Here is a 22,262-nt window from a genome sequence, read left to right on the forward strand (position 1 = left end):
GGTTGCCGCGCGGGCGCGGTGGAGCGGCCCGCGAGGGCCGGGGGCGGATTCGGAGTCTGAGTCTGGCGGGAGTCGGGGCCGCTCCGCGGCCTGCTCCCGGGCGCCACGCTAGGCGTCCGGTCCGGGCGACGCCGGCGGCGTCGGGGGCGGTTCGCTCGCGGAGGCCAAGCGCGCGGATTCGCGCATCAGCAGCTCGGCGTAGAGCCGGCGGCGCATGGGCGCGCCGAACGAGCGGAAGGCCGCGATCTCGGGCGGGTAGACCAGCGCCACCGCGGCGATCGCGCGGGCCTCGGCCTCGAGCTGCGCCTGGATCCGCGCGGGTTCGGACCCGATGCTAGCGACGAGCTCGAGGAGATCGGGCGGCGTCGACGCGTCCAGCGGGTGAGCGCGCTCGAGCGCGGCGCCGATCCCAGGCAGGCCTGCGCCCCGGGTGTCATCGGCGAGCCGTGCCAGCGCTGCCGGCGCGAGCGCATCGAAGCGGCCGGACGCCGCCATCATGCGGACCCGGCCCAGGACCGATCCTGGCTGGACGCCGGCGGCCGCGGCGATCGGCGCGGCGGCGAACAGGCCCAGAAGCCCGCGGCGGTTCGGGTTCGCGCTCATCGTCCGAGCGCCCACAGCAAGGCGAGCAGCAGGCCGGCCACCGCGAAGCGGGACGCATGAAGCGCCGCCAGCTGCGGGACGAAGCCTCCGCGTCGCGTGCGTCGATGCAGCGCTTCGGATTCGAGGGCGGCGATCGCCATGAGGAGCGTGGCGGCCGTCATTCGGCAGCTGCCATGATCGGCGCCTCGGTCGGCACGTAGAGGTTGGCGAAGTCGGGCCGAGCGACCCGCTGAAATGCCTCGCCGTATCGCGGATAGCTGCAGGCGCGGACGAGCTCGTAGAATCCCTCCGGCTTCTCGGAATTCAGCCCGACCGGCCAGCGGTGGTGCGTCGGCGTCGCGTAGGACGCGTTGCTGCGCACGAGCACGTCCCGGCTGCCGCGCCGGGCGAACAGGACGTGCTCAGTGGAGTTCCGGAATTCGCGACCGAGCCCGATTTTCGGCCTGCAGTCGTCCGTCTCCTTGACCCAGGTGTGAAACGCCTTGTGCTCGAAACCCCAGAGCTTGATCAGCTCGAAGCCGAGCGGCAGCGTGTTGTTCGTCGCCCAGAGCCAGAGGTGGCAGTCATCCTCGGCCCACTGCGCGACCGGGAGCGCGCGAATCTCGTCGATCGACATCTGCGCGTAATCGTGGCCGGCCGACTTGGAGATGTTGTCCTCATCCCAGGGCGGGTCGATCACGAGGGTGGTGAATCGAGCCAGCAGCGGACGCAACTGGCGAACCCGTGCCTCGTCGTCGATCGACTTCAGCCGGCCGCACGCCGCCGCCGGGCGCCCGGACTTGTCCATGACGGAGACGAGGCGGCCGTAGATCTCCGGCGCCGCCTCCGCGGCCGCGCAGACGTCGAGGATCTTCTGCAGCCAGTCGGCCTTCTCGCCCCAGAGGTTGGCGACGTTCGCGAGCGCCCGGCGCGGCAGATTCACGTGGTCGATCGGGACGACGGCGCTGTCGCCAGACGGGATCGGCGGGTGGGCGGCGGCCAGGAGCGCGCGGGCGGCGAGCGCCACCGTCGAGAGCTTGTCCCAGCTCGGCGTCACCAGGACCTGGCGCCACGTCGCCGACAGATCGGGTTCGGCGCCCCTCCTGCCTCCGCGCGCCCAGCGCAGCCACGCGCTGGCGACGTTGGGCGTGCCACCGCGGTCGAGGAACGCGGCGAGGTGCCCGAACTGGTCCGGGTTGGATTCGGCAGCGTCGTAGATCTCGAGGAGCACCTCGAGCCAGCGCCCGCTCTTGCCCCAGTGCTGGGCGGTCAGGTGCGTGGCCTCGCCGGCCTTGCCCGTTCCCGAAGATTTCGGGAACGCTCGCGCGGGCTCCGATCCCGAAGATTTCGGGAACTTGGCGTGCGCCCGGCGTGCTCCGGCGGCCTCGCGCTCAAGGGCGAGGATCGCCCGGGCGGCGGTGACGACTTCGCGCAACGTCCACGGACGCGGGGTACCCATCAAAGACCTGGATGAACTCGGAGTGGGAGTGGAGACGGCGCGCGGGATGGCGCGCCGGGGCATCATGGCGCGGACAGATCCTGGGCAGACGCTCGGGTGATCGCCTGCCGCACGAGGGCACAGCCCTTCGCGATCAGCCGCTCGCCTTCGTCGAGGTCGACAGAAGCGATGAGCCCACTCAGCTCACCCATGAGGCCGATGTATTCGACCAGCGCGGCCTCGCGGCTGCCGAACATGCCCAGCAGCGAGGGCGTCAGCTCGGCGAGCTTCTCCGGAGCGAGGGCCGCCATCACGCGAATCCCCGCTTCACCGGCGGATGCATCTCCCGCTCCTCAAGCCGTCCCTCCCGCCGGGCCGTCCAGCGCAAGACGACGAGCAGCCCGAGCTGAATCGGCAGCGTCAGCAGCGCCGCGAAGCTCGGGTGCACCATGATCGCCGTCGTGACGGCGGCGGCGATCAGGACCAGGAGGGAGGGGGAGCGGGCGGCCACGGCGTCAGTCCTGCGGCTGCGCGATCGCCTGGATCTGCGGCTTGGCGGCCGTGAAGGCCCGCAGCAGACCGTCGTAGGCGCGCTCGTTGGCGTTCACCCACGGGATCGCGGTGACGAACAGCGCGTCGACCGCGATCGTGTCGAGGGCCTTGGTGCCGAACACGAGGCCGCTCGGCTGGACTCGCGGGTAGGTCCCGGCCGGAATCGAGCCGTAGCTGTAGACCGGCTGACCGCGGGCATCCTTCGCCGCGCCGACCATCTCCTGATCGTCGGAGCGCACCAGCACGACGCGGTCGCCCTGCGCCTGCGCGTCGTTCTTGATGAAGGACGCGTTGAGCGCCCCGACCCAGAGCGCGCACTGCACCTGGCTGCCGTCGGCCACCGCGGACAGAGCGCGCACGCCCGAGCGCGTGTCGACGTTCACCGGCCCGAAGCGCTTCTTGTCGGCGAGCGCGAAGGCGTCCCAGGTCGTGCGGCCGCCGGAGCCGTCCAAGCCCACCGCGACGGTGTTGGACTTGCCCAGGTCCGTGATGCGGGAGATCCCCGCGCCGCGGTTGCAGATGAGGTGCACCTGCTCCTGGTAGAGGACGCCGGCGCGCTCGATCGTGGAGAGCGCGGCCGCGTTCTTCGACGAGTAGACCAGGAGCGCGTCGGACTGAACGAAGGCGCCGTCGCACTGGCCGGCCGAGAGCTTGTCCAGGTTGTCGAGCGAGCCCTGCGTGGGCACTACCTCGATCTTGAGGCTCCCGGCCTTGCTCTTCAACATGTGGCCGGCCCGGAAGTAGTTGCCGGATTCGGAGCCGGTGCAGAGGCGGAAGGTCGGAGGCTCGGCGGCAAGGGCGGCCGAACTGCTGGCGAGGACGAGGGCGAGGGCGGCGAGCGGGGCGCGCATGGACGGGTCTCAGGCTCCAGGAGGGGGATGAAGGTCGGTGTGCTGCCCGCGGGACCAGAGGCGCCACAGCCACTCGCGCGGGCGCCAGATGCTCTCGGGCATCGACGGATCGGCGCAGTCGGCCGCGACGGCGATCGCCTCGGTGAGCCACAGCGGGCCGCGCTGGATGGCGCGGAGCAGTGCGGCAAGGCCGATGCGCAGGAGCGTGAGGTAGCCGCCGGTCTTCATCGGCCGCCCTCGTCGAGCCGAGCGCGCAACTCCTCGATCTCGCGCTCCAGGCGCTCACGCTCCTGCTGTCGGGAGGCGGCGACCAGCCAGGCCGGCGGGTTCTCCAGTGCCGCACACAGGACCTCGGCGTCGTAGGCGCCGATCAGCTTGCCCAGCGCCCACAGGCTCGGCGCCGAGCCGCGGTCGAGCCAGCGCTGAACGGTGGCGACCGGCAGGCCCGTGTCGGCTGCTACGTTGTCGGCCGTCTTCACCGGATACTTGCTGCGCAGAAAGTTCGCGAAGCGGTCCGCAACAACTGTTCGATCTTCGCACGCAACTGTTCGCGCGCCGCCCACAAGTGTGGTGGCGTTTCTGGGCGACTGTTCCATCCGCGTCCTCGATGATCGGGTCATCGAGGAGCTGCGGCCGAACGAGCCGTCGGGGAACAGCGAGGCGGTCGTCATCGATCAGCCCTCGCAAGGAGGTCGACGCAACGATGATCAGAACCACGCGCCGGGGCTGGCAGGCTGTGAGGCGCGTGGAGGTGAGCAGGGGCGGTTCGCATCACGCGGCCGCCCTTCTGCTGTCGGGTGCCCATTCGGGCGAATTACTGCCCGGCATGACGCCGGGGCCGGAGGCCGAGGTCAGGCCGTCGCCATCGCTCGTCGCCCCCGGCACGACCTTCTCAACGGACTGGCTCGGTACGGCCGTCGCCGTATCCACACCGTCGCCCTGGTCGCCTCGGGCCGCTCTGTCCGCGCCTTCGCGCGTAGCTCTATCGTCTCCCAAAAGGCGCCGGAGCCCGCAGGCCCCGGCGGAGTCTAGGGAGGAAACGCCCACGAGGGGGCTTGCTCGGCCGGCGCTTGCCCATGCACCGGCCGAACCTCGGACGGCCGTCAGCGGCCGGTTCTGTGCGCCTACCGGCTCACCAGCAGGCAGACCCCGATCATGGCCGCGGCGGCGAGCGCCAGCCACGGGCGGACCGACTCGTAGAGCACCACGGATCGCGGCTTCCCGAGCGCCTTGGCCCGGTCCGCGCGCCGCATCGCCAGCACCGCCCCCAGGACCAGGATCAGGGCGAGGATCAACGCGGCGATACGCAGCAGCACGGGAGGCGGCGCCTTGGGCTTGAGCGCGAGGGACGGTCAGAGATGCGCGGGTCAGGGCCGGCTGTCGAGGGCGCATCACGCGTCTCCCCCGGAAGCGAAGGGGATCCACCGGCCCGGCTCGATCCCGGCCGCTTGCAACAGCGCGCTCACATCCTGCAGCTGCCGAAGGTTCGCGTGCCGCAGATCGCCGAGTAGAACCGCGCGCAGGCCGCCCGGGGTGACGGCGAAGACGCCGACCTCGCCGCCTGCGTTCCCGATATCGCACCCAGCGACCAGGACCTCCGGACGCGCGGCGGCCGCGATCGCCGCCGGAGCGGCGACCGGGGCGAGCCCGAGGAAGGCGAGGACGCTGCGACGGGACGGCATGTCAGCGCTCGTCCGACTTGGCTTGGCCCATGGCCCAGGCCAGCTTCTCGATCAGCCACGAGACCCGGCTGGGGTCGACGCCGATCTTAAGTTCGTTCTTCGAGCCCAAAATCGTGACGGCGATCGTCGCGACGCGGCGCTTGTCATCGAAGTCGACGGACAAGCGATCAGCACGAACGTAGCCGTCGGCAGGATGCGCTCTGAGCAGCGCGCGCGCGTCAGCTTCGGCGATCTCAGCCTGCGCGATCATCCTCCGGGTGCGAGCGGCTTCGTAAGCGCTCCCGTACCCCGTCATGTTGAGGGATGCCGTCCCGATGCCGACCAGATCGCCCGCCGACGCGATGAAGTCGTGATCGCGCCCGTGACCGTCCTGGAGGCGGAGAACGAAACTCCGGTCGTCGCCGCGAGCGAGGATGTTCCATGTCGCGAGCCTGTGCGCTTCACCCGCAGACACGATCGTCTTCGGCGGCAGGGAGGTATCGCCATCCGGCACGACCAAGACGTCGGCGCCATCCGCGCAGCGCCGGATGATGATGCGGCAGCCGTCCGGGACAACGAATGCCACCGGCGCGCATTCGCTGCGATGATCCTCGATCGTGACGTTGACGGCCATCTACGCGGACTCCGGAGCGAGGGCGGCGGGGGTCGGAGCCGCGCCGTAGGGCATCAGGCCGGACCGGATCTTCTTGCCGCCGGGAACGATGGCGACGACGCCCTGACGCGTGGGCAGGGCCACGCCCATGGCCTCGCCGAGGTCGAGGGTCAGGCGCTCAGTGGTGGGGATCGCCTCACCGGGCTTCGCCAGGACCTTCCGCCAGAGCGTGATGAGGAAGCCGGCACCCCGCACGACCTGCTCGGCGTCCAGCGGCGAGCGGCCGATCGCGCCGGCCTCGACGTTGATGTCGACGCCCTCGTCCCGGATCTTGGTGACCTGGTCGTTCAGGTCCTGGAGCTGATGCAGGACGCCGGAGGCCACGACGGTGACCACCGCACCCATGACCAGGATCACCGCGGCAAGGCCGCCGGCGGCGTAGAGGACGGCGTCGGCCAGCTCGCCGATCGCCGCGGTGAGGGCGGGATCGGTCGCCATCTATGCGCCCTCCCGCTCGCCCGAAACATCGCTGACAAGCGCGAGGCGGGTCGTGCGGCCACGAAGCTTTCGGGCCTCGGCGAGATCGGCCGCCTGGATGAGGTCGGCAGCGATCTGGCGGGCGAGCTGGGGCTCGATCTCGATGATCTGGCCATCGACGCCGCGCTGCCGATCTTGGACCATCACCAGGACGGCCCGCATGGGTTGCACGGGGATGGCAATGGCGATGGTGGCGCTCATGCCGCCGCACCTTCGGTGGGGACAGTCTTCGGCGGTCGGGGGACGGATGGCGGCCAGGTGGCCTTGTCTTCGGGCCAGTGGTCCGAGAACCACTGCATCGCCAGCTCTAGCCGCCGTGTGGTGAGATCTCGGCCCTCTGCGAGCCGCGTGAGGACCTTCCCGTCGCCGAAGACCAGCGTCGAGGTCCGCGCGGCACTCAGGCCGCGCACCTCGCAAAATCGGCCTGAGACCGCCAGCAGGGCATCGAGAAGCGTCATCGAGTCGAACGATGCTGTATGTTTACCGCACGAGTCAACGGTAAACATACAGCTGGGGGTTGGCGTTCCGTGCAGTTAAATTACCGCGTGACCCAGGCCGGCCTTCCCCAACGCGTGCAACAGCGCCTCGACGCTCTCGGGATGAGCGCCCGTCAGGCGTCGCTCGATGCGAAGCTCAGCAGCGCGTTCGCGACGAACATCCTCAACGGGAAATCCAAGTCGCCGCGCTCGGAGAATCTCCACAAGCTCGCCGCTGTCCTGGGGACGACGGTGAACTGGCTGGTGAACGCGGAGGGCCCCGAAACCCCAGAAGCCAATGGGTACGCCCGCGTCGACGATGCTCTCAGGCTCGCGATGGAGGAAACGGCGCTGCGTGCCGGGGATCTGATGCCGGTCCTGGGGGAGGTCGCGGCCGGCCGATGGCTGGAGGTCGAACAGCACATTGACGAGTCGCGCTTCGAGCCGGCTCCGATCACGCCCGATCCGCGGTGGCGTCGAGAAGCGCAGTACGGCCTCGTGGTGCGAGGGACGTCGCTCAACCTCTATGCCGCTGACGGTGACACGCTTCACTGCCTCGACATTCGCCAGAGCGGCCGCCTTCCCGTGAACGGAGATCTCGTGATCGTCGAGAAGGTCCGGGACGGCGGCCAACTCCGCGAGCGAACGGCCAAGGCCTACCACGAAGGCGAAAACCAGTTCGTCGAGCTGCGCGCCTATAGCGATGACCCCCGCTGGGACGAACCGATCCACGTTCCGCATCGGGTTTTCAGCTACGTCATAGAGAAAGGCCTCAGCGTCGAAATCGTCGCGATTGTACTCGGCTCATATAGGCCGATGCCAAAAATTCTACGCCGATAAAAAAACATTCGAGGTTGTTAGCGATGCTGCGTTCGTCGAGCATTTTCGCAATGTCCATGGTTGCAGGTCTTTGCTGCTCAATCCCCGCACGCGCTGTCACGGAAGAGCAAAAGCAGGCGGCGATCGAGAACCTCGCGATGATCTCCATGGCGAAGAAATGGTGCACCGACTATCAAATCGATCAAGAGAGCACCGTTGCTGCTGCGATGTCAGTGGTTGATCTGACGCAGGAGCCTTACACAACCAAATTCAAAGAACAGCGCGGCGCAGCCGAGAAAATGGTGGGACAGTACGGTACGACAACGTTTTGCCTCGCCGCGTTCAAGATCTATGGGCCCGAACGCGGCATGAATTTAATGATGAAGAAGTAAGTTCAGAACGGCAGTTGATCGGCTATTCCGGAAGGTACACGACCAAAGACCGCCAGCGTCGTCGGCTCGGAACCGTCGTCGAAATCTGGATCCACGATGGTGCGTGTAAATGCGGCCGCGCCGATAGCGCGTCCATTGCGCACCTTCTCCTCCGCAATCTTGCAGGCGTCCGCTGCATCCTTTGCTCCAAGGTAGCGGCCTTGGGCAAGCTTGCCCTTCTCGGCGACAAACAACTGCACACCGTGGGCGACGATTGGCTTCAGGGCCATAAGCGATCCTAAACTCTGCGTTGACCCGATCGGACGCTCCGGACGCGAACAAAGCAAGAACAGAGTTTTCCGCAGCTGTGGACGAGTGTGGATATCATTCGAGGTATTTTTACAGCGGAAACGGTTGACGCGGTAGATTTACAGCATACCATACCTGCCATCGCCAATCGCGATGGAGTCGCCCGTGGCCGCCCGCCGCCGTACCAATTTCCCGACAGAGGTCCGCAAGGCCGCTCTCGCGCGCGCCGAGGGGCAGTGCGAGGGCGTGCTTCCGACCGGCCTTCGCTGCGAGGCGGTGCTCCAGGCCAGCCAGTACGTCTTCGACCACGTCGTTACGGACTTCCACGGCGGCCGACCGGACCTGAGCAATTGTCAGGTGCTCTGCAAGGACTGCGATCGGGCGAAGACGGTCGCTGATCAGACCGCTATTGCCGACACCCGCCGCGCCTACGACGCGCACCATCGCCTGCGGGCGCCCCGCAAGCCGATGGCCGGCGGCCGCTACGACCGGGTGAGCAAGGGCTTCGACGGTCTCACCCGCGACCGGGACACCGGCACGGTCCGCTCCCGCTTCGGCTCGATCGACGTGAGGGACCTATGAGCGGTCCCGCTCACTCGCCTGCGCCCTGGCATCAGGACAGCGCGCGTCCCGAGATGGTGTTCGACAAGCGGGGTCGCCTCGTCGTCGACTGCGATCACCACGGCATGGGGCCGCGCGCGCAAGCCGCGGCCAACGGGGCGCTCGTGGCCGCGGCGCCCGAGATGCTCGTCCAGCTCAAGGGGATGCTCGGCCTCGCCGAATTCCTCATCGACGCGGTCAACGTCGACACGGACCTGACGAAGGTCGTGCTTCGCATGAACGGCGAGGCGGTCGCCGAGGTGCCGATCGCCGTAATCCTCGAGCACACCAAGGCTGCCGTTGCGAAGGCGGAGGGCCGCTGACATGGCCGCTCGCGCCCGCCGCCAGCCCGCGCCCGAGCCGGCACCTGTCGTCCCGGCCCAACCGGACTTCGGCACGTACCGTCTGGAGCAGCTTGGCTCCTGCCAGTGCCGCTTCCCGTGCTCCTCGCGTGGGACGGAGCACCGCTTCTGCGGGAAGCCGGCCGTCCAGCATCACCCGAAGCGCCCGGCAGTCTGGTGTGCCGACCATCGGCAGGTCGTGTTCGAGGCCTGGCGCCCGGGCGGCCAAGTCCTGCGCCGCGCGGGGAGGGCCTGACATGGCCCGCCTGCGGCCCGCCCTCACGCCCGGGCCCGGCCCGACGCTTCGTCAGGCCCGTGTGGCCGCCTTCAACGCCGCCTACCCGGTCGGTGCGCCGATCCTGGTGTGGGTCGGCCAGTACCGGGACGGCCAGCCGGTCGCGACGGAGGTCGAGGCGCCCGCGCGCTGCGCCGGCAAGACGGGCCCGATGGTCCTGGTGCGTGAGCATGGCTGGATCGCCCTGACGCACGTCTTCCACCGCGCTGATCCGACCGAGCAGCGCGAGCTGTTCCTCGACGCCCGCCGGATCGAGATCGAGAGCGCCGAGCTGCGGGTCGCGCCGGCGATCGCTGAAGGCCTCCGGTTGGCCGCGGCCGCTCGCGGGATCCGCGCTGGCGAGCTCGCCCGCCGCATCGTCGAGACCATCACGCGGGACGGCTTGATCGACGCCGTCCTGGAGGACGGAGCCCGCACCCATCGCCGCTACGGGGAGGCTGCCTGACATGGCCGCACGTCGTTTCACGATCGAGCAGCACGAGGGCATGGCCGCAATGCGCGAGGCTGGCCGCAGCTACGGCCAGATCGCGCTGTCCTTCGGCTGCTCCGAGTCCACCGCCTACTGGATCTGCCTGAAGCTCGGTGCCGATCTACCGGATGCCAAGCCGCTCCAGCCACGCGCGGCCGGCCCTGCGGTCGTGCAGCGCGGCGACCATGCCGTGCGTCGCTTTACGGCCGAGGACGACGCCCAGCTCCTTGCGCTCGCCGCCGAAGGCAAGGGCTACAGCGCGATCGGCAAGCTGATCGGCCGCCGGCCGAATTCGGTGCGCGCACGGCTGATGACCCTCGCCCGCCACGAAGCCCGGTCGGAGGCCGCCTGACCTGCCTCACGCGAAGGAGCATCCGCTCGCCCACCGCTACGTGGTCCCGGATCCTCAGACCGGCGAGCTCGTCTACGTGCTCGACTGGCTGGATCGGACGCCTGAGCACGACTGGATCCTGACGATCGCCGGCGAGGCCGCGCGCCAGTTCCGGGAGCGTGCCGCGGCGCTCGGGCTTCACGAGAGCGGCGCCGTGCTGGCGGTCGTCGATTACCGCCTTCGGCCGCTGCCGCAGGCGCTCCGCCTGTTCCACCACGCCGAGCTGCCCGCCTACGACCCCGTGCCCGTGGGAGTGATCTCGTGAGCCGCCACCTGCTCCTCGACCGGCCGGACCGGCACGTCGTGCTCGGGTTCGACCACCCGCTCCAGTCCTTCTTCGGGCAGGTGTTCCGCGGGCCGAGCACCGGCCGGCCCGGCAACGCAATCGCCGGTTGGCCGACCCGCTCCGGTCTTGGCGGCCGTCGCCCTGCCGTCAGCTCGGCGCAGAAAGCCAATGACCTGTCGGAACTCGGCGAGTGGGCCAAGGCTCAGATCCCGGACGAGTTCGCGACCGAGCCGCAGGCTGCCTACTACCTCGGCCTCTTGATCGGCCTCCTGTCGCACGAGTGCGACAGCGGTGAGGACGCGCCCGAGGCTCCGCTTCCCGACTGCCTGAGGGGAGCGCGCGCGTGACCCGCCGGATCGACCTCATCCCCGACCCGCGCGAGCGCGCCGCCCTCGAAGCGCTCTGGCGCGCCCAGGGCTGGCCGCAGGCCGACATCGACGGCCTGGGTGATCGCCTCCGGGACGACGAGGCGCTGGACACCGGTCTCTCGAAGGTCCGGGCGATCCTGGCCGCTCTCGATGCCTTGCCGCCCCGGCCCCGCAAGGCCGGGTCTCTCAACGCCGCCGACGCCCAGGCCCTGCGCCTCGACCTCGGCGCCGATGCGATCGCCATCCTCGCTTGGACGCCGGGCGACGCCAACGTCGACATCGCGTTCGCCGCCGCCGGCAACTGCACCGCCGCGTGGCGGTGTGCTCCGGACCGGGCCGCCAGCCTCACCGAGGTCCTCGCGGCCGCCGTCCCGTCCGCTCCCCCGTCCCCCGCCTCAACCCCGGAGACCCAGTCGTGATCCAGCGTACCCTCGTCGCCACCACCATCCCGATGGCGCGCCGTCTGGCCCGCCTCGATCCCGTCACCCGCTCCAGCCCCGGCCTCGCGGCCGCGGCCCTCCGCCCGGACTTCCTGGCCGAGGACATCGACGCCCACCTGTCTGAAGCCATGGGCCTCGTCCCGGCGATGGTCCGGGTCGCCGAGTCCGACCGCCCCTGGGTCCTGGCGGCCGGCCACCTGCTCACGGCGGCGTCTCTCGCGGTTCTGTGCGGAGGCGGCGTCTACCTCTGGGCGGTCCTGTCGTGAACCGCCCGACCGCCTTCCTCGGCACCTTCGCCCGCAGCGATCCGCGGGCGCCCGGTCAGACGATGCACGCCACCATCGCCTTCCCGCGCGGCGAGTACGGGCCGGTCATTCAGGCGTTCGGCGCGCCGGATCCGGACGTCGGGCCGTCTGTGGCGGTGATCCCGTGCCGGCATCCGTATCACCCGTTCGGCGACGCCGACGTGATGTTGCTCGCCTTCCTGCGCGAGTCCAACCGGCTGCTCGACTCCGGCAAGGCCGGGCTAGGCCCGGAGACGCTGCAGGAGATTAGCTACCTGCTGGCCCGGATGTCCGGACGGCAGCGTCGCCTCGACATCACCGCGCCGCCGCCGGCCACGGCTCCGGAGCGGCTGTGATGGCCTACGACCTGGTCAAACAGACCCACCCCGGCGCGCCCTGCGCCATCGGCCTGTGGGTCGTCGAGATCGCCACCGGCCGCCGCGGCCGCATCCAGCAGCCCGTGCCCGGCTGCCGGGGCGTGCGCGTGAAGTTCGAGGGGCAGCTCCCGATCCAGGACTGCCCGCCCGACGCGCTCGCCTACGCCGAGCCGGCCCCGACCGCCGCCCCCAGTCAGCCCTGATGTGCCCGATGAACGCCGCCCCTTCCGCTTCCGCGACCCTGCTCGCCCAGATCGCCGCGACGCTCCACGTCCCCGTCGAGCACTTCATCGCGCCCCGCCGCGAGCCGACCGACGCCGAGCAGAGCCCCAGCGTGCATGTCGCTGCGTTGCTCCTCGATCCCGAGGGCGCCCGCGTCGCCGCCGCCTTCTTCCGCATGCCGCGCAACCAGCGTGTCGCCCTGGCGAACACCGCCGAGGCGATCGTCGACCTGTCGTCGGCGCCCGCTGCGACTGCGGCCGGGGAGCTGCGCTGATGGCCTGGCCGTCGCGCGAGCGCCTGCACCACCCGGTGTCCGGCGAGAGCTATGCCGCCTTGCGCGACAAGGCGCGGGCGATGCGCGCGGCCGGCGCCACCGAGGCGGCGATCATGACCGCGCTCGACGTGAGCAAGCCCACTGTCTGGAGGTGGGTGCGCGATCTGCCCTGCCACAAGGCCGTGGCCCGCGCGAACCAGTACGTCGGCGCCCAGCAGCGCCGCCTCTACCCGCGCGGCACCGCCGCCTACGCCGCGAAGCTGCGTCGCGCCGAGATCCCGCTGTTAGCGCGGATCCGCCTCACCCAGGACGCAGCGCGATGAAGCCGGGCCTGCAGCTCGTGGCCTCGGCCGCCCGCACCGGTTCATGGCGGATCGCCGCCGACGAGTCGGTGATCGAGCTCGTGGTCGAGGGCGCCGTCGTCTGCACGATCGCCCCTTGGACCGACAACAAGTCGGGCGAGCTCGCCTGGTGGGGCGCGACGGCCGGCGATCGGCAGATCGGCCTCGACGTGCGGCTGGCCGAGGTCTGCCGGATCGCGGCGCTGGACGCCGGCGTATCCGCGCCCGTTCCGCCCGAGCTGCTCGCAAGCCTCAGAGAAACCCTGGATCCCGCTGACGCGACACCGCGCGTCGTCGCCAGCGCGGCCGCTCCGCTCCTGGAACGCCTCGCTGACCTCCTGGCTGCGATCCTCGACGAGCCGCTGCACACGCTGTCCGGCCCCGGGCCCGATGGCGGCCGCGAACCGCTGCAGCTGCGCCTCGCGCACTTTCGCCCGGACCTGGCCGAGCGTGCGGCCGTGCTCTTGGAGGAAGCCGGACGATGACCGGCCGCTCCGCCCCGCTCGCCATCGCCATGGGCCTCCTCGTCCTCTCGATCGTCGTCGCGATCATCCTGATCCCGGTGTTGGACGAGCGCCTGCGGCGGCACGCGGCGCGGAAAGCCGTGGCCGAAGCCGCTGCCGACGACAATGCCCGAGGTCAGGCTCGCAAGGTGGCATCGTGAAGCCCGGCCCGGTCCCAATCGGCGTCGCAGACGTCGCCGGCGGCTTCCTCGTGAGCCTGCCGCGCCAGTTCTGGCTCGTGGTCGGCCTGCGCAAGTCGTTCCCGCGTCTGCAGGCCGCGGCCGAGCCCTGGACGTACCTCGTCCCGGTCGGGCGCGACGTCGCCGCCCGGATCGAGGCGTGGATCGCCGAGGTCGACCTGCAGGCGCGCGCTGAGGCGCGCCGCCGCGCCTGGACTGCCACGGACGCCGAGTGGAACGGTGCCGGCGAGCCCGAGGCGCCCCGGCCGGTCGCGGCCGAGCCGGCGATCGTCGTCCTGCCGAAGAAGCGGACTGCCAAGTCGGTGCTTCAGCTGCTCGCGGATCTCGCCGCCGGCGCCGTCCTGGTGGTGACCGTCAGCGACGATGGCGCGCGTGGCTACCGCCTCGCGCCGTCCGGCCGCCGGATCCGCACGGCCGTCGCCGAGCGCGCGATCGCACTGCGCCTGATCGTGCCGGGCAATGATGGCCTGTTCGGCCCCGAGTGGTCGCAGACCTGGCGTGCCCCGACTCCGCAGGAGGTCGCCGCGGCCACACCGAAGAAGGCCCGGAAGCTCAAGGCCGCCCGGCCGGACCGGGCCCGTCGATCCACCCCGCAGCCTCAGGAGGCCCGCCCATGACGTCGCCGTCCATGATCCATGCCGCCCGCAACGCGCCGGACGCGCTCGCCCACGTCATCCGCATGGTGCGGGTGATTGAGGAGCGCCTGTCCGGCCCCGAAGAGGCCTGCACCAACGTCCACCTCTTTCAGGCGGGCTTCACCGAGGTCCAGGTGCACGCCTTCCGGGACCCGGCCCGCGCTCTAATGCAGGGCCAGCCGACGGGGCTACGGCACAACCCGCCCGGACGGCTCGCAGCGAAGCTTGCCCTGCAGCGCGTCCCGGATATTCGGGCCGCCTTCGCCCGGCGTCAGGCAGCAGAGCGGCCCACCTGGTCGGCGCCCGTGGTCACCGAGGCTGCATCCGCATGACCGCCGCTTCCGATCGCCTAAAGGCGAAGATAGCCGCCCTGCGCGCCAAGACGACGGGCGCCGGCTGCACGGAAGCTGAAGCGATGGCCGCGGCCGAGGTCGCTGCGCGGCTGATGCGGGAGCACGGCATGTCGGAGGACGAGCTGGTGATGACGGAGTCGACGGCGGCCGAGGCCTCGTCGCGGCCGAACTGGCGTTGGGATCTGGTCAACACGATCGCGGCCGTCACCAACACGGCCGCGATCTGGCAGTGGAACCGCCAGTTCCTGTTCATCGGCCGGGCGCCGGGCCCGGAGGTTGCGGCCTACCTGCGCGACCTGTGCGTCCGCTCGGTCGAAGCCGAGGTGAAGCGCTTCCAGGCGGGCGAGTTCTACCGTCGCCGACGCAACCTGCGCACCCGGCGGGCGGCCACGACCGACTTTACCGACGCGATGGTCCTGCGGCTGCGCCAACGGCTGACCGCGCTGTTCCGCGAGTCGCGCGATCCGACCGCACTCGCGGCCGCGCAGCGCGTCCTGGATGCGCGCTTCCCCGACACCCGGGAGTGCGGGCGATCTGCGCGTGACCCGCGGTTCCAGGACGCTGCCTGGGCCGGCCATCGCGCCGGCGATCGCGCCCGCCTCGACCGCGGCGTCGCCAACGCCGGCACGGCGCCGGCCGGTCTCATCGAGAGGGCATCATGACTGCGGGCCTGTCCACATCGGGCGACGTCTCCGCCGCCGAGGGCGTCGCGGCCGACGAGCTGAAGGCCTTCATCGAGCGCCTGGAGCGTCTCGAGGAGGAGAAGGCCGGCATCATGGGCGACATCAAGGAGGTGTTCGCTGAGCTGAAGGGCCGGGGCTTCGACGCGAAGGCCGTTCGCACGATCCTGCGCGTTCGCAAGCAGGACCACAGCGAGCGCCAGGAACAGGAGGCGATCCTCGAGCTGTACATGCAAGCGCTGGGGATGGCGTAGCGATGGCCCGCAAGGACACGCACAAGCTCCCGGATCCGCAACCGGAAATCGCCCGAAGCATCGCCTCACCGGCGACCACGGCTGCGCTCGCACGCACGACGGACCGTCTGCTGGCCAAGGCCGAACTCGCACTCCGTGAGGCATGCTGCCTCTGGAGCGACGTCGACGGTTACGTGGAAGAGCGCCTCGAAACCATGGCACAGGACGTCCTGCGGCTGCGGAACGAGACGGTCGACCACGTCCGTGAAGCCTACGGGGATCGTCTCGGGGAGGCGCCCCTGTGAAGGCCGCGCCTCCTCCGATCGCTCTGTCTGATCTCGACCGCGACGAGCTGCTGCAGCTCCTCCAGGCTCGACCGGTCTACTGCCTGCGCCCTGCTGACCTCTGGAGCGCCCGCTACGACGTGCTGGAGCGGCGCGCGAAGGTCGCCTCGGAACGCCGGGAGGCCGCCGGCGACGCCTACTATCCGCTCATGCGCGCGATGGACCCCAGCACGATGAGCCAACGCGCCTGGTCCAAGCTTCAGGCTGACCGTGAAGCTGCGCGAAAGGCCTACGAGGTCGCTCAGCGCGCCTACCGCCGCGCCGCCGGCGCACGCGATCGCGCCTTCGATGCGCTGATGGCCAGCTACGGTCACCGGAGAGAGCCCGCATGACCGAACGCCTCGCGACACAGCGGAAGCGGTACCGCATGGGCGACCCGATCCTGCCCCTCATTGAAGGCAACCCTGGCGCACTCAGGGTTCTCGGAGAGCTCTCACAGAAGATTGAGGGCATCCATTTCTGGATGTTCGTCCTCGACCTCGACGACATGAACATCCGCGGCTCGCAGATCTGGGTCGCCGATAAGGATGTCTGCAACACGGACCTGGACGTCCTGATCAAACGGGTGAAAGGCCGGGACGCGACGCTCGCTGAGGCGATCAACAAGGTCTGCCCGGACGGTGAGCGGGCCGTGGCGCATGGAGCCAGCTTTGCGCACCACTGACGCATCCGCTTGGGGGCTTGCCGCCCGTCCCATCGCTGGCGGCGTCCAGATCGGGCTCCACGTCCCGGACCGCGATCTCACGGTGGCGCTCGACCTCACGTGCGAAGAGGCTCGCGCCTACGCCCGGGCGATCCTGGCGGCCGCCGGCGACGCGACCGAGCGCACTTTCCCGCACCTACAGATCCCGGAGGCGTGAGTCGTGTCCGAAGATCCCGAGCCCCTCGTGCACGTCTACCTCACCCCCGACCCGCTGTTCGCCGGCGAGATCCTAGAGGTCTGGGGCAAGGTCGTGGGTGATACCATCCACTATGGCGCGTTCGGTTACTGCCTCACCGGCGAGGGACGCCAGTGGCACCGCCAGCGCTGGGCGGCGGAGAACTACGCGCGTCAGCTACAGGCGGAGAGGCTCGCCCAGCTGCGCGATGAGATCGCCCGGATCGAGGGTTTCCGCTTCGGGAGGCCGGGATCGTGACGCGTCCTTCGGAAAGCGACGACTATGCGGCCGGCTACGCCGACGCGATGCGCGACGCGGCCGCTCGCAGCGCGAAGCGCGCTGTCGACCTGCATATTCGTGCCAGCATGCTGACCCGCGAGGCGAAGTCGCTGCTCCGGCGGTCCGAGCAGCTGCGGGACGAGGCGGAGGCCTTCCACGACGCCGCGCAGAACGTCTGGGCGCAGTGGGCCGACCGGCGCAACTGGCCCGACGTCCTCGCGCGGGTCGCGGACGCGCGCACTGGAGCGGCCGTCGCGGCGTCGGCGCCTTCCCTCAGCCTCGGCGATCCAGAGGCGCCGGCCGAGCCCATTCTGCCGGCGGAGGAAGAGATGCGCCGGGCAGCCGGCCGGGCGTGGAGGGCCTGACGGTGACCAAGCCCCGCTCGAAGCCCGGCCGCCCTGCCCTCACCTTCGACGATCTGCCGCTGTTCGCGGCCGACAAGGACATCGCCGAGGCCGTCGTTGGACCGGACGAGGCGGACAAGCGCGCGTGGTGCGCGAGCGTGGCGAGCCTGGAGGCCTGCGGCTTCCCCGCCCCGGCGAAGCTCTACGGCAAGCGGTACGTCCCGGCCGTTCGGGCCTTCTACGATCGGCAGTATGGTCCTGCGGGGCGTGCGCCAACCGACTCAGGGCGGCGCGAGGAAGAGGCGACATGGACAGGCCGCAGATCAAGGCCCCGGGTCTGAAGTTCCGGCCGCGCAGCGAGGGCTGGGCGGCGTACTGGATCCCCTCCCCTGAGGCCCTGCGCCGCGGCTATCCCTCGGGCACGGTGCCGCTCTCGCACCTGATCGCCTCGCCCGAGCTGCTCGTCGACGCCTGCCAGCGCCTGCAGACCGATATGCTCGCGTGGCTCGACGGCCTGCGCCGCAACCGCAACGCCTTCGATGGCACGATCGGCAGCGTCTTGCGCCTCTACCAAGTGCACGAGGAGTCGCCGTTCCACGGCCTAAAGCCCGGGACGCGTCACCCCTACGTCACGTACCTGCGGCTCCTCGATGCCGAGATCGGAGATCTCCGCCTCGACACGCTGACGGCGCTGCACGTGAAGCGATGGCACGCGGGCTGGAGCGCCGGCGGCGCGCGGCCGGCGGCCGGCCACATGCGGCTTGCGATCCTGAAGGCCGCCCTCACCTTCTGCATCGTCGCCGGCCACAGCGAGTGCCGCGCCCTGCGGGACGATATCCGCGAGCTGCGCCTGCCCGGGCCACGTGCCCGGACGCTGGTGGCCACTGCCGACCAGGTGCGCCGGGCGATGAAGGCCGCGCACGCGATCAAGCGCCCGTCGCTGGCCCTCGCTTACGCGATCCAGTTCGAGACGGCGCTGCGCCAGTGGGACGTCACCGGCCAGTGGTACCCGCTCAAGGACCCGATGCTCTGCTCCGTTGTGGACGGAGACCGGAAGTGGGCCGGCCTCGAATGGCGGCACGTCGGCGAGGACGGTCTGCTGCGCTACACGCCCTCGAAGACGCGCGGGTCGAGCGGCGCCGAGGTCCTGATCGACCTCAACCTGTGTCCGATGGTCCTTGAGGAGATCGCCCGAGTCCCGGTAGAGGCGCGGACCGGTCCGATGATCGTCAGCGAGCGTTCGGGGCTCCCCTGGATCGACCACGACTTCAGGAGATCCTGGCGGCGGGTGCGCGAGCTGGCCGGCCTGCCGCCGGAGCTCTGGAGCCGCGATCTTCGCGCCTCGGCGATTACCGAGGGCCGACGCGGGGGCGCCGTGAACGATGATGCCGCGAAGGTCGCCGGTCACACCAACAGCCGGATCACGGCCGAGGTCTACGACCGAGAGCGCCTCGAGGCACATCGCCGGTTCGCCACAGCAAGGTTGGGGAAGCGGGGCTCGGACGGCGGCGGGACATGAAAGGAACGTTCCTGGGAACGTGCTCGGAACGCTACCCACAACCTATTGCGTTGACAACGCTAATCAAAACTATCTGTTAACGAACTCTTAACGTCGTTTGCCTTGCCGCCCCCCCGGCGTGGTATGGACAAGTCCGTGCCGGCGCGCACCCGCGGCGGTCGGAACCTGCGAGTGCGTAACCTTGCGATGGCTACAATCCGTGTTCGGCTCTGACGGCTCCCCTATCATCCAGTACATCGTGATCTTCGCCGTCATCTTCACGGCGCTCGCGGCCATCGTGTTCACGGTGCGTCGGCTCACCGGCCGGAGCCTGGCGCTGCCGGGGCGTTCCGGAGGCCGTGGGCGCCAGCCGCGGCTGGGGATCGTCGACGTGTACGAACTCGACCGCGCCCGGCAGCTGATCCTGCTGCGCCGGGACAATGTCGAGCACCTGCTGCTCGTGGGCGGCCCCAACGACGTCGTGGTCGAGCGCAACATCCAGCGCGGCCAGCGGCCGTTGCCCGAAGCGTCCATCCGGCCGGAGTCGGCCTCCGAGCCGCTGGACGAGCCGCTCCCGGATCCCCTCGTCCAGGGCGGTCGCCTTCCCGAACCGCCCCGGGTCCTGCCCGAATCCGGCGGGCGCCGCGCGGAACCGCTGTTCGATCCGGGCTTCGAGATGCCGGTGGTCGTGCCGCCGCCGGTCCCGCGCTCCGCCGCCGCCCCGCCCATCACGCTGCCCCTCGATGCGGCGTTGCTCGGCGGCGACGAGCCCGGTCAGGATGTTTCCGCCCCGCTGACGGCCGCCCCGCCCCCGCCCTCACCCGACCTGCTGGTGCCGCCGCCGGTGGAACTGCCCGCGCCGCCGGCGCGCGAGCCGACGACGCCGCGGCGGATCCTCAGCCGGACCGCGCCGCCGCTGGTCGAGCCGCGGCCCGGCCCAGCCTCCGAGCGCAAACCCGACGGGTCCGCGGTCGAGGCGGAGCCCGCCCGTCCGGCGCCGAGCCTCGCGGTCCCGTCCGAGCGCAAGTCCGTCGATCCGGGGGTCCTGTCCGACATGGCGCGGCAGCTCCAGGCCGCCCTGTCTCGGTCGTCTTCGGCCGTGACGCCGCCGCCGCCCGTGCCATCGCCCGCCGTGCCGGAGGGCGTCGATCCGCTCGCCGCCGCGATGGCGAGCGCGCCGCTTGATCCGGTGTCGCCTTCGGTATCGCCGCCGGTGCCGCCGCCGGTTGTTCCGCAGGAGGCCCCGCCGCCGCCGGCGCCGGTCCCGCCCAAACCCGTGCTGCCGCCGGCGATGCCCAAGGCCGCCCCCGTCCCGCCGCCGCCTTCTTCCGCGCCGCCCGAAGCGAAGTCTGCCGGCAATCCGTTCTCCGTGGAGGAGATCGAGGCCGAGTTCGCGCGCCTCCTGGGTCGTCCCCTCGACAAAAGGAGCTGAACGTACCCGTTTCGGCCGAGCCGTCGCGCGGCCGGGGTCGCAGGTCGCAGGCCGACGTAACGATCCGTCGGTCTCGGCGCCGCCCGGCACGGTTCCGACCGAACTTTCCCAGCCGGTTTTCGAGGGCGGCAGACGCGGCGATTGACGTTTGGTTAACCGTCTTCCCGGACGCTCGGCCTCCGAGGAGATCGCAATGCTCGCGCTGGATGCTGAAACGGCTCACCGGAGCCGCGCGTACCGGACATTCAGGCTCGACCGGGCCGGGCGCGTCCGCGCGGCCGAGATCCTGTCCGCCGAGGACGACACGCAGGCGCGCCGCCGCGCCCGGGCGATGGTTCAGCGCAACCCGATCGAGCTGTGGGAGCGGACCCGGTTTCTCGGGCGCTTCGAGCCGGTCGTGCAGGGGGGCGCCGATCGTCCGGCGCCCTGAGGCCGGCCTCGGCCGGACCGCGCGGCGGAGTCTCCGCGGCGGCGTGACCGGTCAGCGATCGGCGGTTTCCGGCATCGCGAGGACGGCCAGGAAGCTGAGGATCGCGGCGCCCGACAGATAGAACCCGACGAATCCGATCCCGCCATAGGCCGCGAGTTCCTGCGCGATGTAGGGCGCGCCCGAGGCGCCCAGGATCCCCGCGAGATTGTAGGTGACCGAGGCGCCGGTGTAGCGCACCCGCGTCGGGAACAGTTCGGGCAGCACGGCGCCCATCGGCCCGAACACCCAGCCCATCGTCAGGAGGCTGAGGCAGAGGAAGCCCAGGACGGGCGGCCACGTGCCGCTGCCGGCGGCGTGGCCCAGCATCGGCCCCATGAGGAAGCCCAGCAGGAACGTCACGGCCATGCCGGAGAGCAGCACCGGCCTGCGTCCGAAGCGGTCGGCCGCGGCACCCGACACCACGGTGCCGAGCGCCATGAAGCAGACCGCGATGCACTCGAACAGCAGGAAGGTCGGCCGACTGTACCCGAGGGTGCCGGTGCCGAAGCCAAGGGCGAATACGGTGGAGAGGTAGAACACCGCGTAGACCGCCACCATCGCGAAGGTGCCGACCAGGACGGCGCGCCCATGCTGGGTCAGCATGGTGGCGAAGGGTACGCGCTCCGGCCGCGCCTCGCTGAGCGCCGCCTTGAAGGCCGGCGTCTCGGTCAGCTTCAGACGGACGTAGAGCCCCACTCCGACCAGGACGGCCGAGGCCAGGAACGGCAGACGCCAGCCCCAGGCCTGGAAGCTTTCGGGGGACAGGCCGAAGCTGAGGGCGAGGAAGCCAAGATTGGCCAGGATGAAGCCGACCGGCGCGCCGAGCTGCGGAAAGATGCCGTACCACGCGCGCCGGCCCGGCGGCGCGTTCTCGACCGCCAGCAGGGCGGCGCCGCCCCACTCGCCGCCGAACCCGATGCCCTGGCCGCAGCGCAGGATGCAGAGCGCCGCCGGCGCCCACCAGCCCGCGACCGCATAGGTCGGCAGGCAGCCGATCAGGACCGTGGAGAGGCCCATGATCAACAGGGAGGCCACCAGGGTCGCCTTGCGGCCGACGCGGTCGCCGAAATGCCCGAACAGGGCCGCGCCCACCGGCCGCGCGAGGAACGCGATCGCGAAGGTCGCGAAGGCGCTGAGCTGCTGCACGCCCGGGGCGCCGGCGGGGAAGAAGACTGGCCCGATCACGAGGGCGGTGGCGGTGGCGTAGATGTAGAAGTCGAAGAACTCGATGGCGGTGCCGACGAAACTCGCGGCGAGAATCCGGCCGGCGCTCGGCGTGGCGTGCGTCGAGCCCGCGGTGTCGATGGTCTGCAACATGATCGGGATGGGAGAGGAGGAATCCGGGTCGGTTGCGGCGCTTTCGCACGGGGCGGCGCGAGCGGATACCCCGGTTTCGGCATGGGCACCCGACATGGGCGCGGAGGTCGCTGTGCGGCGCACCAGCGGCGGCCTTGCGTTCCCCGGTCCCGTTCGCCAAGCTGAACGGCCATATTCCACGACGGCTGCCGGCCGCGGCG

General features: G+C 70.6%; 46 protein-coding genes. 30 read left to right on the top strand and 16 right to left on the bottom strand.

What is annotated here, in order from left to right; genetic code table 11:
* Nucleotides 1–108 precede the first annotated feature (108 nt).
* From ABIC70_RS24330 to ABIC70_RS24395, 14 genes are all read right to left on the bottom strand, one after another.
* On the bottom strand, nucleotides 109–603 hold the full coding sequence (locus ABIC70_RS24330; protein ID WP_354441566.1) for a hypothetical protein: 495 nt from the start codon (nucleotides 601–603) through the stop codon (nucleotides 109–111).
* Nucleotides 600–764 (bottom strand): hypothetical protein, encoded by a 165-nt coding sequence (locus ABIC70_RS24335; protein ID WP_165923124.1) that lies wholly within the window; start codon nucleotides 762–764, stop codon nucleotides 600–602. The genes ABIC70_RS24330 and ABIC70_RS24335 overlap by 4 nt, the downstream gene beginning before the upstream one ends.
* On the bottom strand, nucleotides 761–2,041 hold the full coding sequence (locus ABIC70_RS24340; protein ID WP_354441569.1) for an MT-A70 family methyltransferase: 1,281 nt from the start codon (nucleotides 2,039–2,041) through the stop codon (nucleotides 761–763). The genes ABIC70_RS24335 and ABIC70_RS24340 overlap by 4 nt, the downstream gene beginning before the upstream one ends.
* 62 nt (nucleotides 2,042–2,103) lie before the next feature.
* Nucleotides 2,104–2,331: a hypothetical protein gene (locus ABIC70_RS24345; RefSeq protein WP_354441571.1), complete on the bottom strand. Its 228-nt coding sequence runs from the start codon at nucleotides 2,329–2,331 to the stop codon at nucleotides 2,104–2,106.
* Nucleotides 2,331–2,531, bottom strand: coding sequence for a hypothetical protein (locus ABIC70_RS24350; RefSeq protein ID WP_354441573.1), 201 nt, complete (start codon nucleotides 2,529–2,531; stop codon nucleotides 2,331–2,333). The genes ABIC70_RS24345 and ABIC70_RS24350 overlap by 1 nt, the downstream gene beginning before the upstream one ends.
* A 4-nt stretch (nucleotides 2,532–2,535) precedes the next feature.
* A complete protein-coding gene (locus ABIC70_RS24355) occupies nucleotides 2,536–3,423 on the bottom strand; it encodes a TAXI family TRAP transporter solute-binding subunit (RefSeq protein WP_354441575.1) in 888 nt (295 codons plus the stop codon).
* Nucleotides 3,424–3,432: 9 nt separating this feature from the next.
* The gene (locus tag ABIC70_RS24360; protein WP_354441577.1) at nucleotides 3,433–3,651 is read right to left on the bottom strand and encodes a hypothetical protein; all 219 of its coding nucleotides are present in this window, start codon (nucleotides 3,649–3,651) and stop codon (nucleotides 3,433–3,435) included.
* A complete protein-coding gene (locus tag ABIC70_RS24365) occupies nucleotides 3,648–4,094 on the bottom strand; it encodes a hypothetical protein (protein ID WP_354441579.1) in 447 nt (148 codons plus the stop codon). The genes ABIC70_RS24360 and ABIC70_RS24365 overlap by 4 nt, the downstream gene beginning before the upstream one ends.
* A 453-nt stretch (nucleotides 4,095–4,547) precedes the next feature.
* Complete coding sequence (locus ABIC70_RS24370) at nucleotides 4,548–4,739, bottom strand: hypothetical protein (RefSeq protein WP_354441581.1); 192 nt, start codon at nucleotides 4,737–4,739, stop codon at nucleotides 4,548–4,550.
* Between the two features lie 75 nt (nucleotides 4,740–4,814).
* Nucleotides 4,815–5,105: a hypothetical protein gene (locus ABIC70_RS24375; RefSeq protein ID WP_354441583.1), complete on the bottom strand. Its 291-nt coding sequence runs from the start codon at nucleotides 5,103–5,105 to the stop codon at nucleotides 4,815–4,817.
* Nucleotide 5,106: 1 nt separating this feature from the next.
* Entirely contained in the window at nucleotides 5,107–5,718 is a 612-nt protein-coding gene (locus ABIC70_RS24380) for a hypothetical protein (protein WP_354441585.1), read from the bottom strand.
* Nucleotides 5,719–6,195 (bottom strand): hypothetical protein, encoded by a 477-nt coding sequence (locus tag ABIC70_RS24385; protein ID WP_354441587.1) that lies wholly within the window; start codon nucleotides 6,193–6,195, stop codon nucleotides 5,719–5,721.
* Nucleotides 6,196–6,435, bottom strand: coding sequence for a hypothetical protein (locus tag ABIC70_RS24390; RefSeq protein ID WP_354441589.1), 240 nt, complete (start codon nucleotides 6,433–6,435; stop codon nucleotides 6,196–6,198).
* Nucleotides 6,432–6,692, bottom strand: a complete 261-nt coding sequence (locus ABIC70_RS24395; RefSeq protein WP_354441591.1) for a hypothetical protein — start codon at nucleotides 6,690–6,692, stop codon at nucleotides 6,432–6,434. Before ABIC70_RS24395 ends, ABIC70_RS24390 begins: the two co-directional genes overlap by 4 nt.
* Nucleotides 6,693–6,710: 18 nt before the next feature.
* On the opposite strand from ABIC70_RS24395, the gene ABIC70_RS24400 reads away from it, so the two are divergent.
* Nucleotides 6,711–7,550, top strand: a complete 840-nt coding sequence (locus ABIC70_RS24400) for a helix-turn-helix domain-containing protein (RefSeq protein WP_354441593.1) — start codon at nucleotides 6,711–6,713, stop codon at nucleotides 7,548–7,550.
* 23 nt (nucleotides 7,551–7,573) lie between these two features.
* Nucleotides 7,574–7,921: a hypothetical protein gene (locus tag ABIC70_RS24405; RefSeq protein WP_354441595.1), complete on the top strand. Its 348-nt coding sequence runs from the start codon at nucleotides 7,574–7,576 to the stop codon at nucleotides 7,919–7,921.
* A 2-nt stretch (nucleotides 7,922–7,923) separates the two neighbouring features.
* Here the strand turns inward: ABIC70_RS24405 and ABIC70_RS24410 are convergent, their stop codons facing one another.
* On the bottom strand, nucleotides 7,924–8,190 hold the full coding sequence (locus ABIC70_RS24410; protein WP_354441597.1) for a hypothetical protein: 267 nt from the start codon (nucleotides 8,188–8,190) through the stop codon (nucleotides 7,924–7,926).
* Between the two features lie 184 nt (nucleotides 8,191–8,374).
* Here ABIC70_RS24410 and ABIC70_RS24415 point away from each other — a divergent pair, with 184 nt between their 5' ends.
* The 28 genes from ABIC70_RS24415 (at nucleotide 8,375) to ABIC70_RS24550 (ending at nucleotide 20,706) form a co-directional block, all read left to right on the top strand.
* Nucleotides 8,375–8,791 carry an HNH endonuclease gene (locus ABIC70_RS24415; protein ID WP_354441599.1) on the top strand — a complete coding sequence of 139 codons (417 nt, stop codon included), beginning with the start codon at nucleotides 8,375–8,377 and terminating at the stop codon, nucleotides 8,789–8,791.
* Nucleotides 8,788–9,132, top strand: coding sequence for an XkdD/Y8K6 family phage-associated protein (locus ABIC70_RS24420; RefSeq protein ID WP_354441601.1), 345 nt, complete (start codon nucleotides 8,788–8,790; stop codon nucleotides 9,130–9,132). Before ABIC70_RS24415 ends, ABIC70_RS24420 begins: the two co-directional genes overlap by 4 nt.
* Before the next feature lie 275 nt (nucleotides 9,133–9,407).
* The gene (locus tag ABIC70_RS24425; protein WP_354441603.1) at nucleotides 9,408–9,890 is read left to right on the top strand and encodes a hypothetical protein; all 483 of its coding nucleotides are present in this window, start codon (nucleotides 9,408–9,410) and stop codon (nucleotides 9,888–9,890) included.
* A 1-nt stretch (nucleotide 9,891) separates the two neighbouring features.
* Nucleotides 9,892–10,266 carry a hypothetical protein gene (locus ABIC70_RS24430; RefSeq protein ID WP_354441605.1) on the top strand — a complete coding sequence of 125 codons (375 nt, stop codon included), beginning with the start codon at nucleotides 9,892–9,894 and terminating at the stop codon, nucleotides 10,264–10,266.
* Between the two features lie 40 nt (nucleotides 10,267–10,306).
* A complete protein-coding gene (locus ABIC70_RS24435) occupies nucleotides 10,307–10,570 on the top strand; it encodes a hypothetical protein (protein WP_354441607.1) in 264 nt (87 codons plus the stop codon).
* The gene (locus ABIC70_RS24440; protein ID WP_354441609.1) at nucleotides 10,567–10,938 is read left to right on the top strand and encodes a hypothetical protein; all 372 of its coding nucleotides are present in this window, start codon (nucleotides 10,567–10,569) and stop codon (nucleotides 10,936–10,938) included. The genes ABIC70_RS24435 and ABIC70_RS24440 overlap by 4 nt, the downstream gene beginning before the upstream one ends.
* Complete coding sequence (locus ABIC70_RS24445; protein ID WP_354441611.1) at nucleotides 10,935–11,378, top strand: hypothetical protein; 444 nt, start codon at nucleotides 10,935–10,937, stop codon at nucleotides 11,376–11,378. The genes ABIC70_RS24440 and ABIC70_RS24445 overlap by 4 nt, the downstream gene beginning before the upstream one ends.
* Nucleotides 11,375–11,665, top strand: coding sequence for a hypothetical protein (locus ABIC70_RS24450; RefSeq protein WP_354441613.1), 291 nt, complete (start codon nucleotides 11,375–11,377; stop codon nucleotides 11,663–11,665). The genes ABIC70_RS24445 and ABIC70_RS24450 overlap by 4 nt, the downstream gene beginning before the upstream one ends.
* Complete coding sequence (locus ABIC70_RS24455) at nucleotides 11,662–12,039, top strand: hypothetical protein (RefSeq protein WP_354441615.1); 378 nt, start codon at nucleotides 11,662–11,664, stop codon at nucleotides 12,037–12,039. The genes ABIC70_RS24450 and ABIC70_RS24455 overlap by 4 nt, the downstream gene beginning before the upstream one ends.
* A complete protein-coding gene (locus ABIC70_RS24460; RefSeq protein ID WP_354441617.1) occupies nucleotides 12,039–12,263 on the top strand; it encodes a hypothetical protein in 225 nt (74 codons plus the stop codon). The genes ABIC70_RS24455 and ABIC70_RS24460 overlap by 1 nt, the downstream gene beginning before the upstream one ends.
* A gap of 8 nt (nucleotides 12,264–12,271) precedes the next feature.
* On the top strand, nucleotides 12,272–12,556 hold the full coding sequence (locus ABIC70_RS24465) for a hypothetical protein (protein ID WP_354441619.1): 285 nt from the start codon (nucleotides 12,272–12,274) through the stop codon (nucleotides 12,554–12,556).
* Nucleotides 12,556–12,879 (top strand): helix-turn-helix domain-containing protein, encoded by a 324-nt coding sequence (locus ABIC70_RS24470; RefSeq protein WP_354441621.1) that lies wholly within the window; start codon nucleotides 12,556–12,558, stop codon nucleotides 12,877–12,879. The genes ABIC70_RS24465 and ABIC70_RS24470 overlap by 1 nt, the downstream gene beginning before the upstream one ends.
* On the top strand, nucleotides 12,876–13,382 hold the full coding sequence (locus tag ABIC70_RS24475) for a hypothetical protein (RefSeq protein WP_354441623.1): 507 nt from the start codon (nucleotides 12,876–12,878) through the stop codon (nucleotides 13,380–13,382). Before ABIC70_RS24470 ends, ABIC70_RS24475 begins: the two co-directional genes overlap by 4 nt.
* A complete protein-coding gene (locus ABIC70_RS24480) occupies nucleotides 13,379–13,561 on the top strand; it encodes a hypothetical protein (RefSeq protein ID WP_354441625.1) in 183 nt (60 codons plus the stop codon). The genes ABIC70_RS24475 and ABIC70_RS24480 overlap by 4 nt, the downstream gene beginning before the upstream one ends.
* Complete coding sequence (locus tag ABIC70_RS24485) at nucleotides 13,558–14,217, top strand: hypothetical protein (RefSeq protein ID WP_354441627.1); 660 nt, start codon at nucleotides 13,558–13,560, stop codon at nucleotides 14,215–14,217. The genes ABIC70_RS24480 and ABIC70_RS24485 overlap by 4 nt, the downstream gene beginning before the upstream one ends.
* A complete protein-coding gene (locus tag ABIC70_RS24490; RefSeq protein WP_354441629.1) occupies nucleotides 14,214–14,567 on the top strand; it encodes a hypothetical protein in 354 nt (117 codons plus the stop codon). The genes ABIC70_RS24485 and ABIC70_RS24490 overlap by 4 nt, the downstream gene beginning before the upstream one ends.
* Nucleotides 14,564–15,250, top strand: coding sequence for a DUF7168 domain-containing protein (locus tag ABIC70_RS24495; RefSeq protein WP_354441631.1), 687 nt, complete (start codon nucleotides 14,564–14,566; stop codon nucleotides 15,248–15,250). Before ABIC70_RS24490 ends, ABIC70_RS24495 begins: the two co-directional genes overlap by 4 nt.
* A complete protein-coding gene (locus ABIC70_RS24500) occupies nucleotides 15,247–15,522 on the top strand; it encodes a DUF2312 domain-containing protein (RefSeq protein WP_354441633.1) in 276 nt (91 codons plus the stop codon). Before ABIC70_RS24495 ends, ABIC70_RS24500 begins: the two co-directional genes overlap by 4 nt.
* 2 nt (nucleotides 15,523–15,524) lie before the next feature.
* On the top strand, nucleotides 15,525–15,806 hold the full coding sequence (locus tag ABIC70_RS24505) for a hypothetical protein (RefSeq protein ID WP_354441635.1): 282 nt from the start codon (nucleotides 15,525–15,527) through the stop codon (nucleotides 15,804–15,806).
* Complete coding sequence (locus ABIC70_RS24510) at nucleotides 15,803–16,177, top strand: hypothetical protein (protein ID WP_354441637.1); 375 nt, start codon at nucleotides 15,803–15,805, stop codon at nucleotides 16,175–16,177. Before ABIC70_RS24505 ends, ABIC70_RS24510 begins: the two co-directional genes overlap by 4 nt.
* Nucleotides 16,174–16,509, top strand: a complete 336-nt coding sequence (locus ABIC70_RS24515; RefSeq protein WP_354441639.1) for a hypothetical protein — start codon at nucleotides 16,174–16,176, stop codon at nucleotides 16,507–16,509. Before ABIC70_RS24510 ends, ABIC70_RS24515 begins: the two co-directional genes overlap by 4 nt.
* Nucleotides 16,496–16,705, top strand: coding sequence for a hypothetical protein (locus ABIC70_RS24520; protein ID WP_354441641.1), 210 nt, complete (start codon nucleotides 16,496–16,498; stop codon nucleotides 16,703–16,705). The genes ABIC70_RS24515 and ABIC70_RS24520 overlap by 14 nt, the downstream gene beginning before the upstream one ends.
* A 3-nt stretch (nucleotides 16,706–16,708) precedes the next feature.
* Nucleotides 16,709–16,981 carry a hypothetical protein gene (locus ABIC70_RS24525; RefSeq protein WP_354441643.1) on the top strand — a complete coding sequence of 91 codons (273 nt, stop codon included), beginning with the start codon at nucleotides 16,709–16,711 and terminating at the stop codon, nucleotides 16,979–16,981.
* The gene (locus ABIC70_RS24530) at nucleotides 16,978–17,367 is read left to right on the top strand and encodes a hypothetical protein (protein ID WP_354441645.1); all 390 of its coding nucleotides are present in this window, start codon (nucleotides 16,978–16,980) and stop codon (nucleotides 17,365–17,367) included. The genes ABIC70_RS24525 and ABIC70_RS24530 overlap by 4 nt, the downstream gene beginning before the upstream one ends.
* 2 nt (nucleotides 17,368–17,369) lie before the next feature.
* On the top strand, nucleotides 17,370–17,687 hold the full coding sequence (locus ABIC70_RS24535; protein ID WP_354441647.1) for a hypothetical protein: 318 nt from the start codon (nucleotides 17,370–17,372) through the stop codon (nucleotides 17,685–17,687).
* Nucleotides 17,654–18,865, top strand: a complete 1,212-nt coding sequence (locus ABIC70_RS24540; RefSeq protein ID WP_354441649.1) for a site-specific integrase — start codon at nucleotides 17,654–17,656, stop codon at nucleotides 18,863–18,865. Before ABIC70_RS24535 ends, ABIC70_RS24540 begins: the two co-directional genes overlap by 34 nt.
* 199 nt (nucleotides 18,866–19,064) lie before the next feature.
* Complete coding sequence (locus tag ABIC70_RS24545) at nucleotides 19,065–20,276, top strand: hypothetical protein (protein ID WP_078947319.1); 1,212 nt, start codon at nucleotides 19,065–19,067, stop codon at nucleotides 20,274–20,276.
* Nucleotides 20,277–20,469: 193 nt separating this feature from the next.
* On the top strand, nucleotides 20,470–20,706 hold the full coding sequence (locus ABIC70_RS24550) for a hypothetical protein (RefSeq protein WP_354441651.1): 237 nt from the start codon (nucleotides 20,470–20,472) through the stop codon (nucleotides 20,704–20,706).
* Nucleotides 20,707–20,757: 51 nt separating this feature from the next.
* Here the strand turns inward: ABIC70_RS24550 and ABIC70_RS24555 are convergent, their stop codons facing one another.
* Nucleotides 20,758–22,062: an MFS transporter gene (locus ABIC70_RS24555; protein ID WP_051044800.1), complete on the bottom strand. Its 1,305-nt coding sequence runs from the start codon at nucleotides 22,060–22,062 to the stop codon at nucleotides 20,758–20,760.
* Nucleotides 22,063–22,262 lie beyond the last annotated feature (200 nt).

The sequence above is a fragment of the Methylobacterium sp. 1973 genome (genome assembly GCF_040545035.1).
Lineage (GTDB): Bacteria > Pseudomonadota > Alphaproteobacteria > Rhizobiales > Beijerinckiaceae > Methylobacterium > Methylobacterium fujisawaense.

What these genes read in the sequence shown, in the direction of transcription:
- ABIC70_RS24330 (WP_354441566.1), bottom strand. Translation starts at nt 603, where the DNA reads ATGAGCGCGAACCCGAACCGCCGCGGGCTTCTGGGCCTGTTCGCCGCC.
- ABIC70_RS24335 (WP_165923124.1), bottom strand. Translation starts at nt 764, where the DNA reads ATGACGGCCGCCACGCTCCTCATGGCGATCGCCGCCCTCGAATCCGAA.
- ABIC70_RS24340 (WP_354441569.1), bottom strand. Translation starts at nt 2,041, where the DNA reads ATGGGTACCCCGCGTCCGTGGACGTTGCGCGAAGTCGTCACCGCCGCC.
- ABIC70_RS24345 (WP_354441571.1), bottom strand. Translation starts at nt 2,331, where the DNA reads ATGGCGGCCCTCGCTCCGGAGAAGCTCGCCGAGCTGACGCCCTCGCTG.
- ABIC70_RS24355 (WP_354441575.1), bottom strand. Translation starts at nt 3,423, where the DNA reads ATGCGCGCCCCGCTCGCCGCCCTCGCCCTCGTCCTCGCCAGCAGTTCG.
- ABIC70_RS24360 (WP_354441577.1), bottom strand. Translation starts at nt 3,651, where the DNA reads ATGAAGACCGGCGGCTACCTCACGCTCCTGCGCATCGGCCTTGCCGCA.
- ABIC70_RS24365 (WP_354441579.1), bottom strand. Translation starts at nt 4,094, where the DNA reads ATGACGACCGCCTCGCTGTTCCCCGACGGCTCGTTCGGCCGCAGCTCC.
- ABIC70_RS24375 (WP_354441583.1), bottom strand. Translation starts at nt 5,105, where the DNA reads ATGCCGTCCCGTCGCAGCGTCCTCGCCTTCCTCGGGCTCGCCCCGGTC.
- ABIC70_RS24380 (WP_354441585.1), bottom strand. Translation starts at nt 5,718, where the DNA reads ATGGCCGTCAACGTCACGATCGAGGATCATCGCAGCGAATGCGCGCCG.
- ABIC70_RS24385 (WP_354441587.1), bottom strand. Translation starts at nt 6,195, where the DNA reads ATGGCGACCGATCCCGCCCTCACCGCGGCGATCGGCGAGCTGGCCGAC.
- ABIC70_RS24390 (WP_354441589.1), bottom strand. Translation starts at nt 6,435, where the DNA reads ATGAGCGCCACCATCGCCATTGCCATCCCCGTGCAACCCATGCGGGCC.
- ABIC70_RS24395 (WP_354441591.1), bottom strand. Translation starts at nt 6,692, where the DNA reads ATGACGCTTCTCGATGCCCTGCTGGCGGTCTCAGGCCGATTTTGCGAG.
- ABIC70_RS24400 (WP_354441593.1), top strand. Translation starts at nt 6,711, where the DNA reads ATGTTTACCGCACGAGTCAACGGTAAACATACAGCTGGGGGTTGGCGT.
- ABIC70_RS24405 (WP_354441595.1), top strand. Translation starts at nt 7,574, where the DNA reads ATGCTGCGTTCGTCGAGCATTTTCGCAATGTCCATGGTTGCAGGTCTT.
- ABIC70_RS24410 (WP_354441597.1), bottom strand. Translation starts at nt 8,190, where the DNA reads ATGGCCCTGAAGCCAATCGTCGCCCACGGTGTGCAGTTGTTTGTCGCC.
- ABIC70_RS24420 (WP_354441601.1), top strand. Translation starts at nt 8,788, where the DNA reads ATGAGCGGTCCCGCTCACTCGCCTGCGCCCTGGCATCAGGACAGCGCG.
- ABIC70_RS24425 (WP_354441603.1), top strand. Translation starts at nt 9,408, where the DNA reads ATGGCCCGCCTGCGGCCCGCCCTCACGCCCGGGCCCGGCCCGACGCTT.
- ABIC70_RS24430 (WP_354441605.1), top strand. Translation starts at nt 9,892, where the DNA reads ATGGCCGCACGTCGTTTCACGATCGAGCAGCACGAGGGCATGGCCGCA.
- ABIC70_RS24460 (WP_354441617.1), top strand. Translation starts at nt 12,039, where the DNA reads ATGGCCTACGACCTGGTCAAACAGACCCACCCCGGCGCGCCCTGCGCC.
- ABIC70_RS24465 (WP_354441619.1), top strand. Translation starts at nt 12,272, where the DNA reads ATGAACGCCGCCCCTTCCGCTTCCGCGACCCTGCTCGCCCAGATCGCC.
- ABIC70_RS24470 (WP_354441621.1), top strand. Translation starts at nt 12,556, where the DNA reads ATGGCCTGGCCGTCGCGCGAGCGCCTGCACCACCCGGTGTCCGGCGAG.
- ABIC70_RS24475 (WP_354441623.1), top strand. Translation starts at nt 12,876, where the DNA reads ATGAAGCCGGGCCTGCAGCTCGTGGCCTCGGCCGCCCGCACCGGTTCA.
- ABIC70_RS24480 (WP_354441625.1), top strand. Translation starts at nt 13,379, where the DNA reads ATGACCGGCCGCTCCGCCCCGCTCGCCATCGCCATGGGCCTCCTCGTC.
- ABIC70_RS24490 (WP_354441629.1), top strand. Translation starts at nt 14,214, where the DNA reads ATGACGTCGCCGTCCATGATCCATGCCGCCCGCAACGCGCCGGACGCG.
- ABIC70_RS24495 (WP_354441631.1), top strand. Translation starts at nt 14,564, where the DNA reads ATGACCGCCGCTTCCGATCGCCTAAAGGCGAAGATAGCCGCCCTGCGC.
- ABIC70_RS24500 (WP_354441633.1), top strand. Translation starts at nt 15,247, where the DNA reads ATGACTGCGGGCCTGTCCACATCGGGCGACGTCTCCGCCGCCGAGGGC.
- ABIC70_RS24505 (WP_354441635.1), top strand. Translation starts at nt 15,525, where the DNA reads ATGGCCCGCAAGGACACGCACAAGCTCCCGGATCCGCAACCGGAAATC.
- ABIC70_RS24515 (WP_354441639.1), top strand. Translation starts at nt 16,174, where the DNA reads ATGACCGAACGCCTCGCGACACAGCGGAAGCGGTACCGCATGGGCGAC.
- ABIC70_RS24540 (WP_354441649.1), top strand. Translation starts at nt 17,654, where the DNA reads ATGGACAGGCCGCAGATCAAGGCCCCGGGTCTGAAGTTCCGGCCGCGC.
- ABIC70_RS24550 (WP_354441651.1), top strand. Translation starts at nt 20,470, where the DNA reads ATGCTCGCGCTGGATGCTGAAACGGCTCACCGGAGCCGCGCGTACCGG.
- ABIC70_RS24555 (WP_051044800.1), bottom strand. Translation starts at nt 22,062, where the DNA reads ATGTTGCAGACCATCGACACCGCGGGCTCGACGCACGCCACGCCGAGC.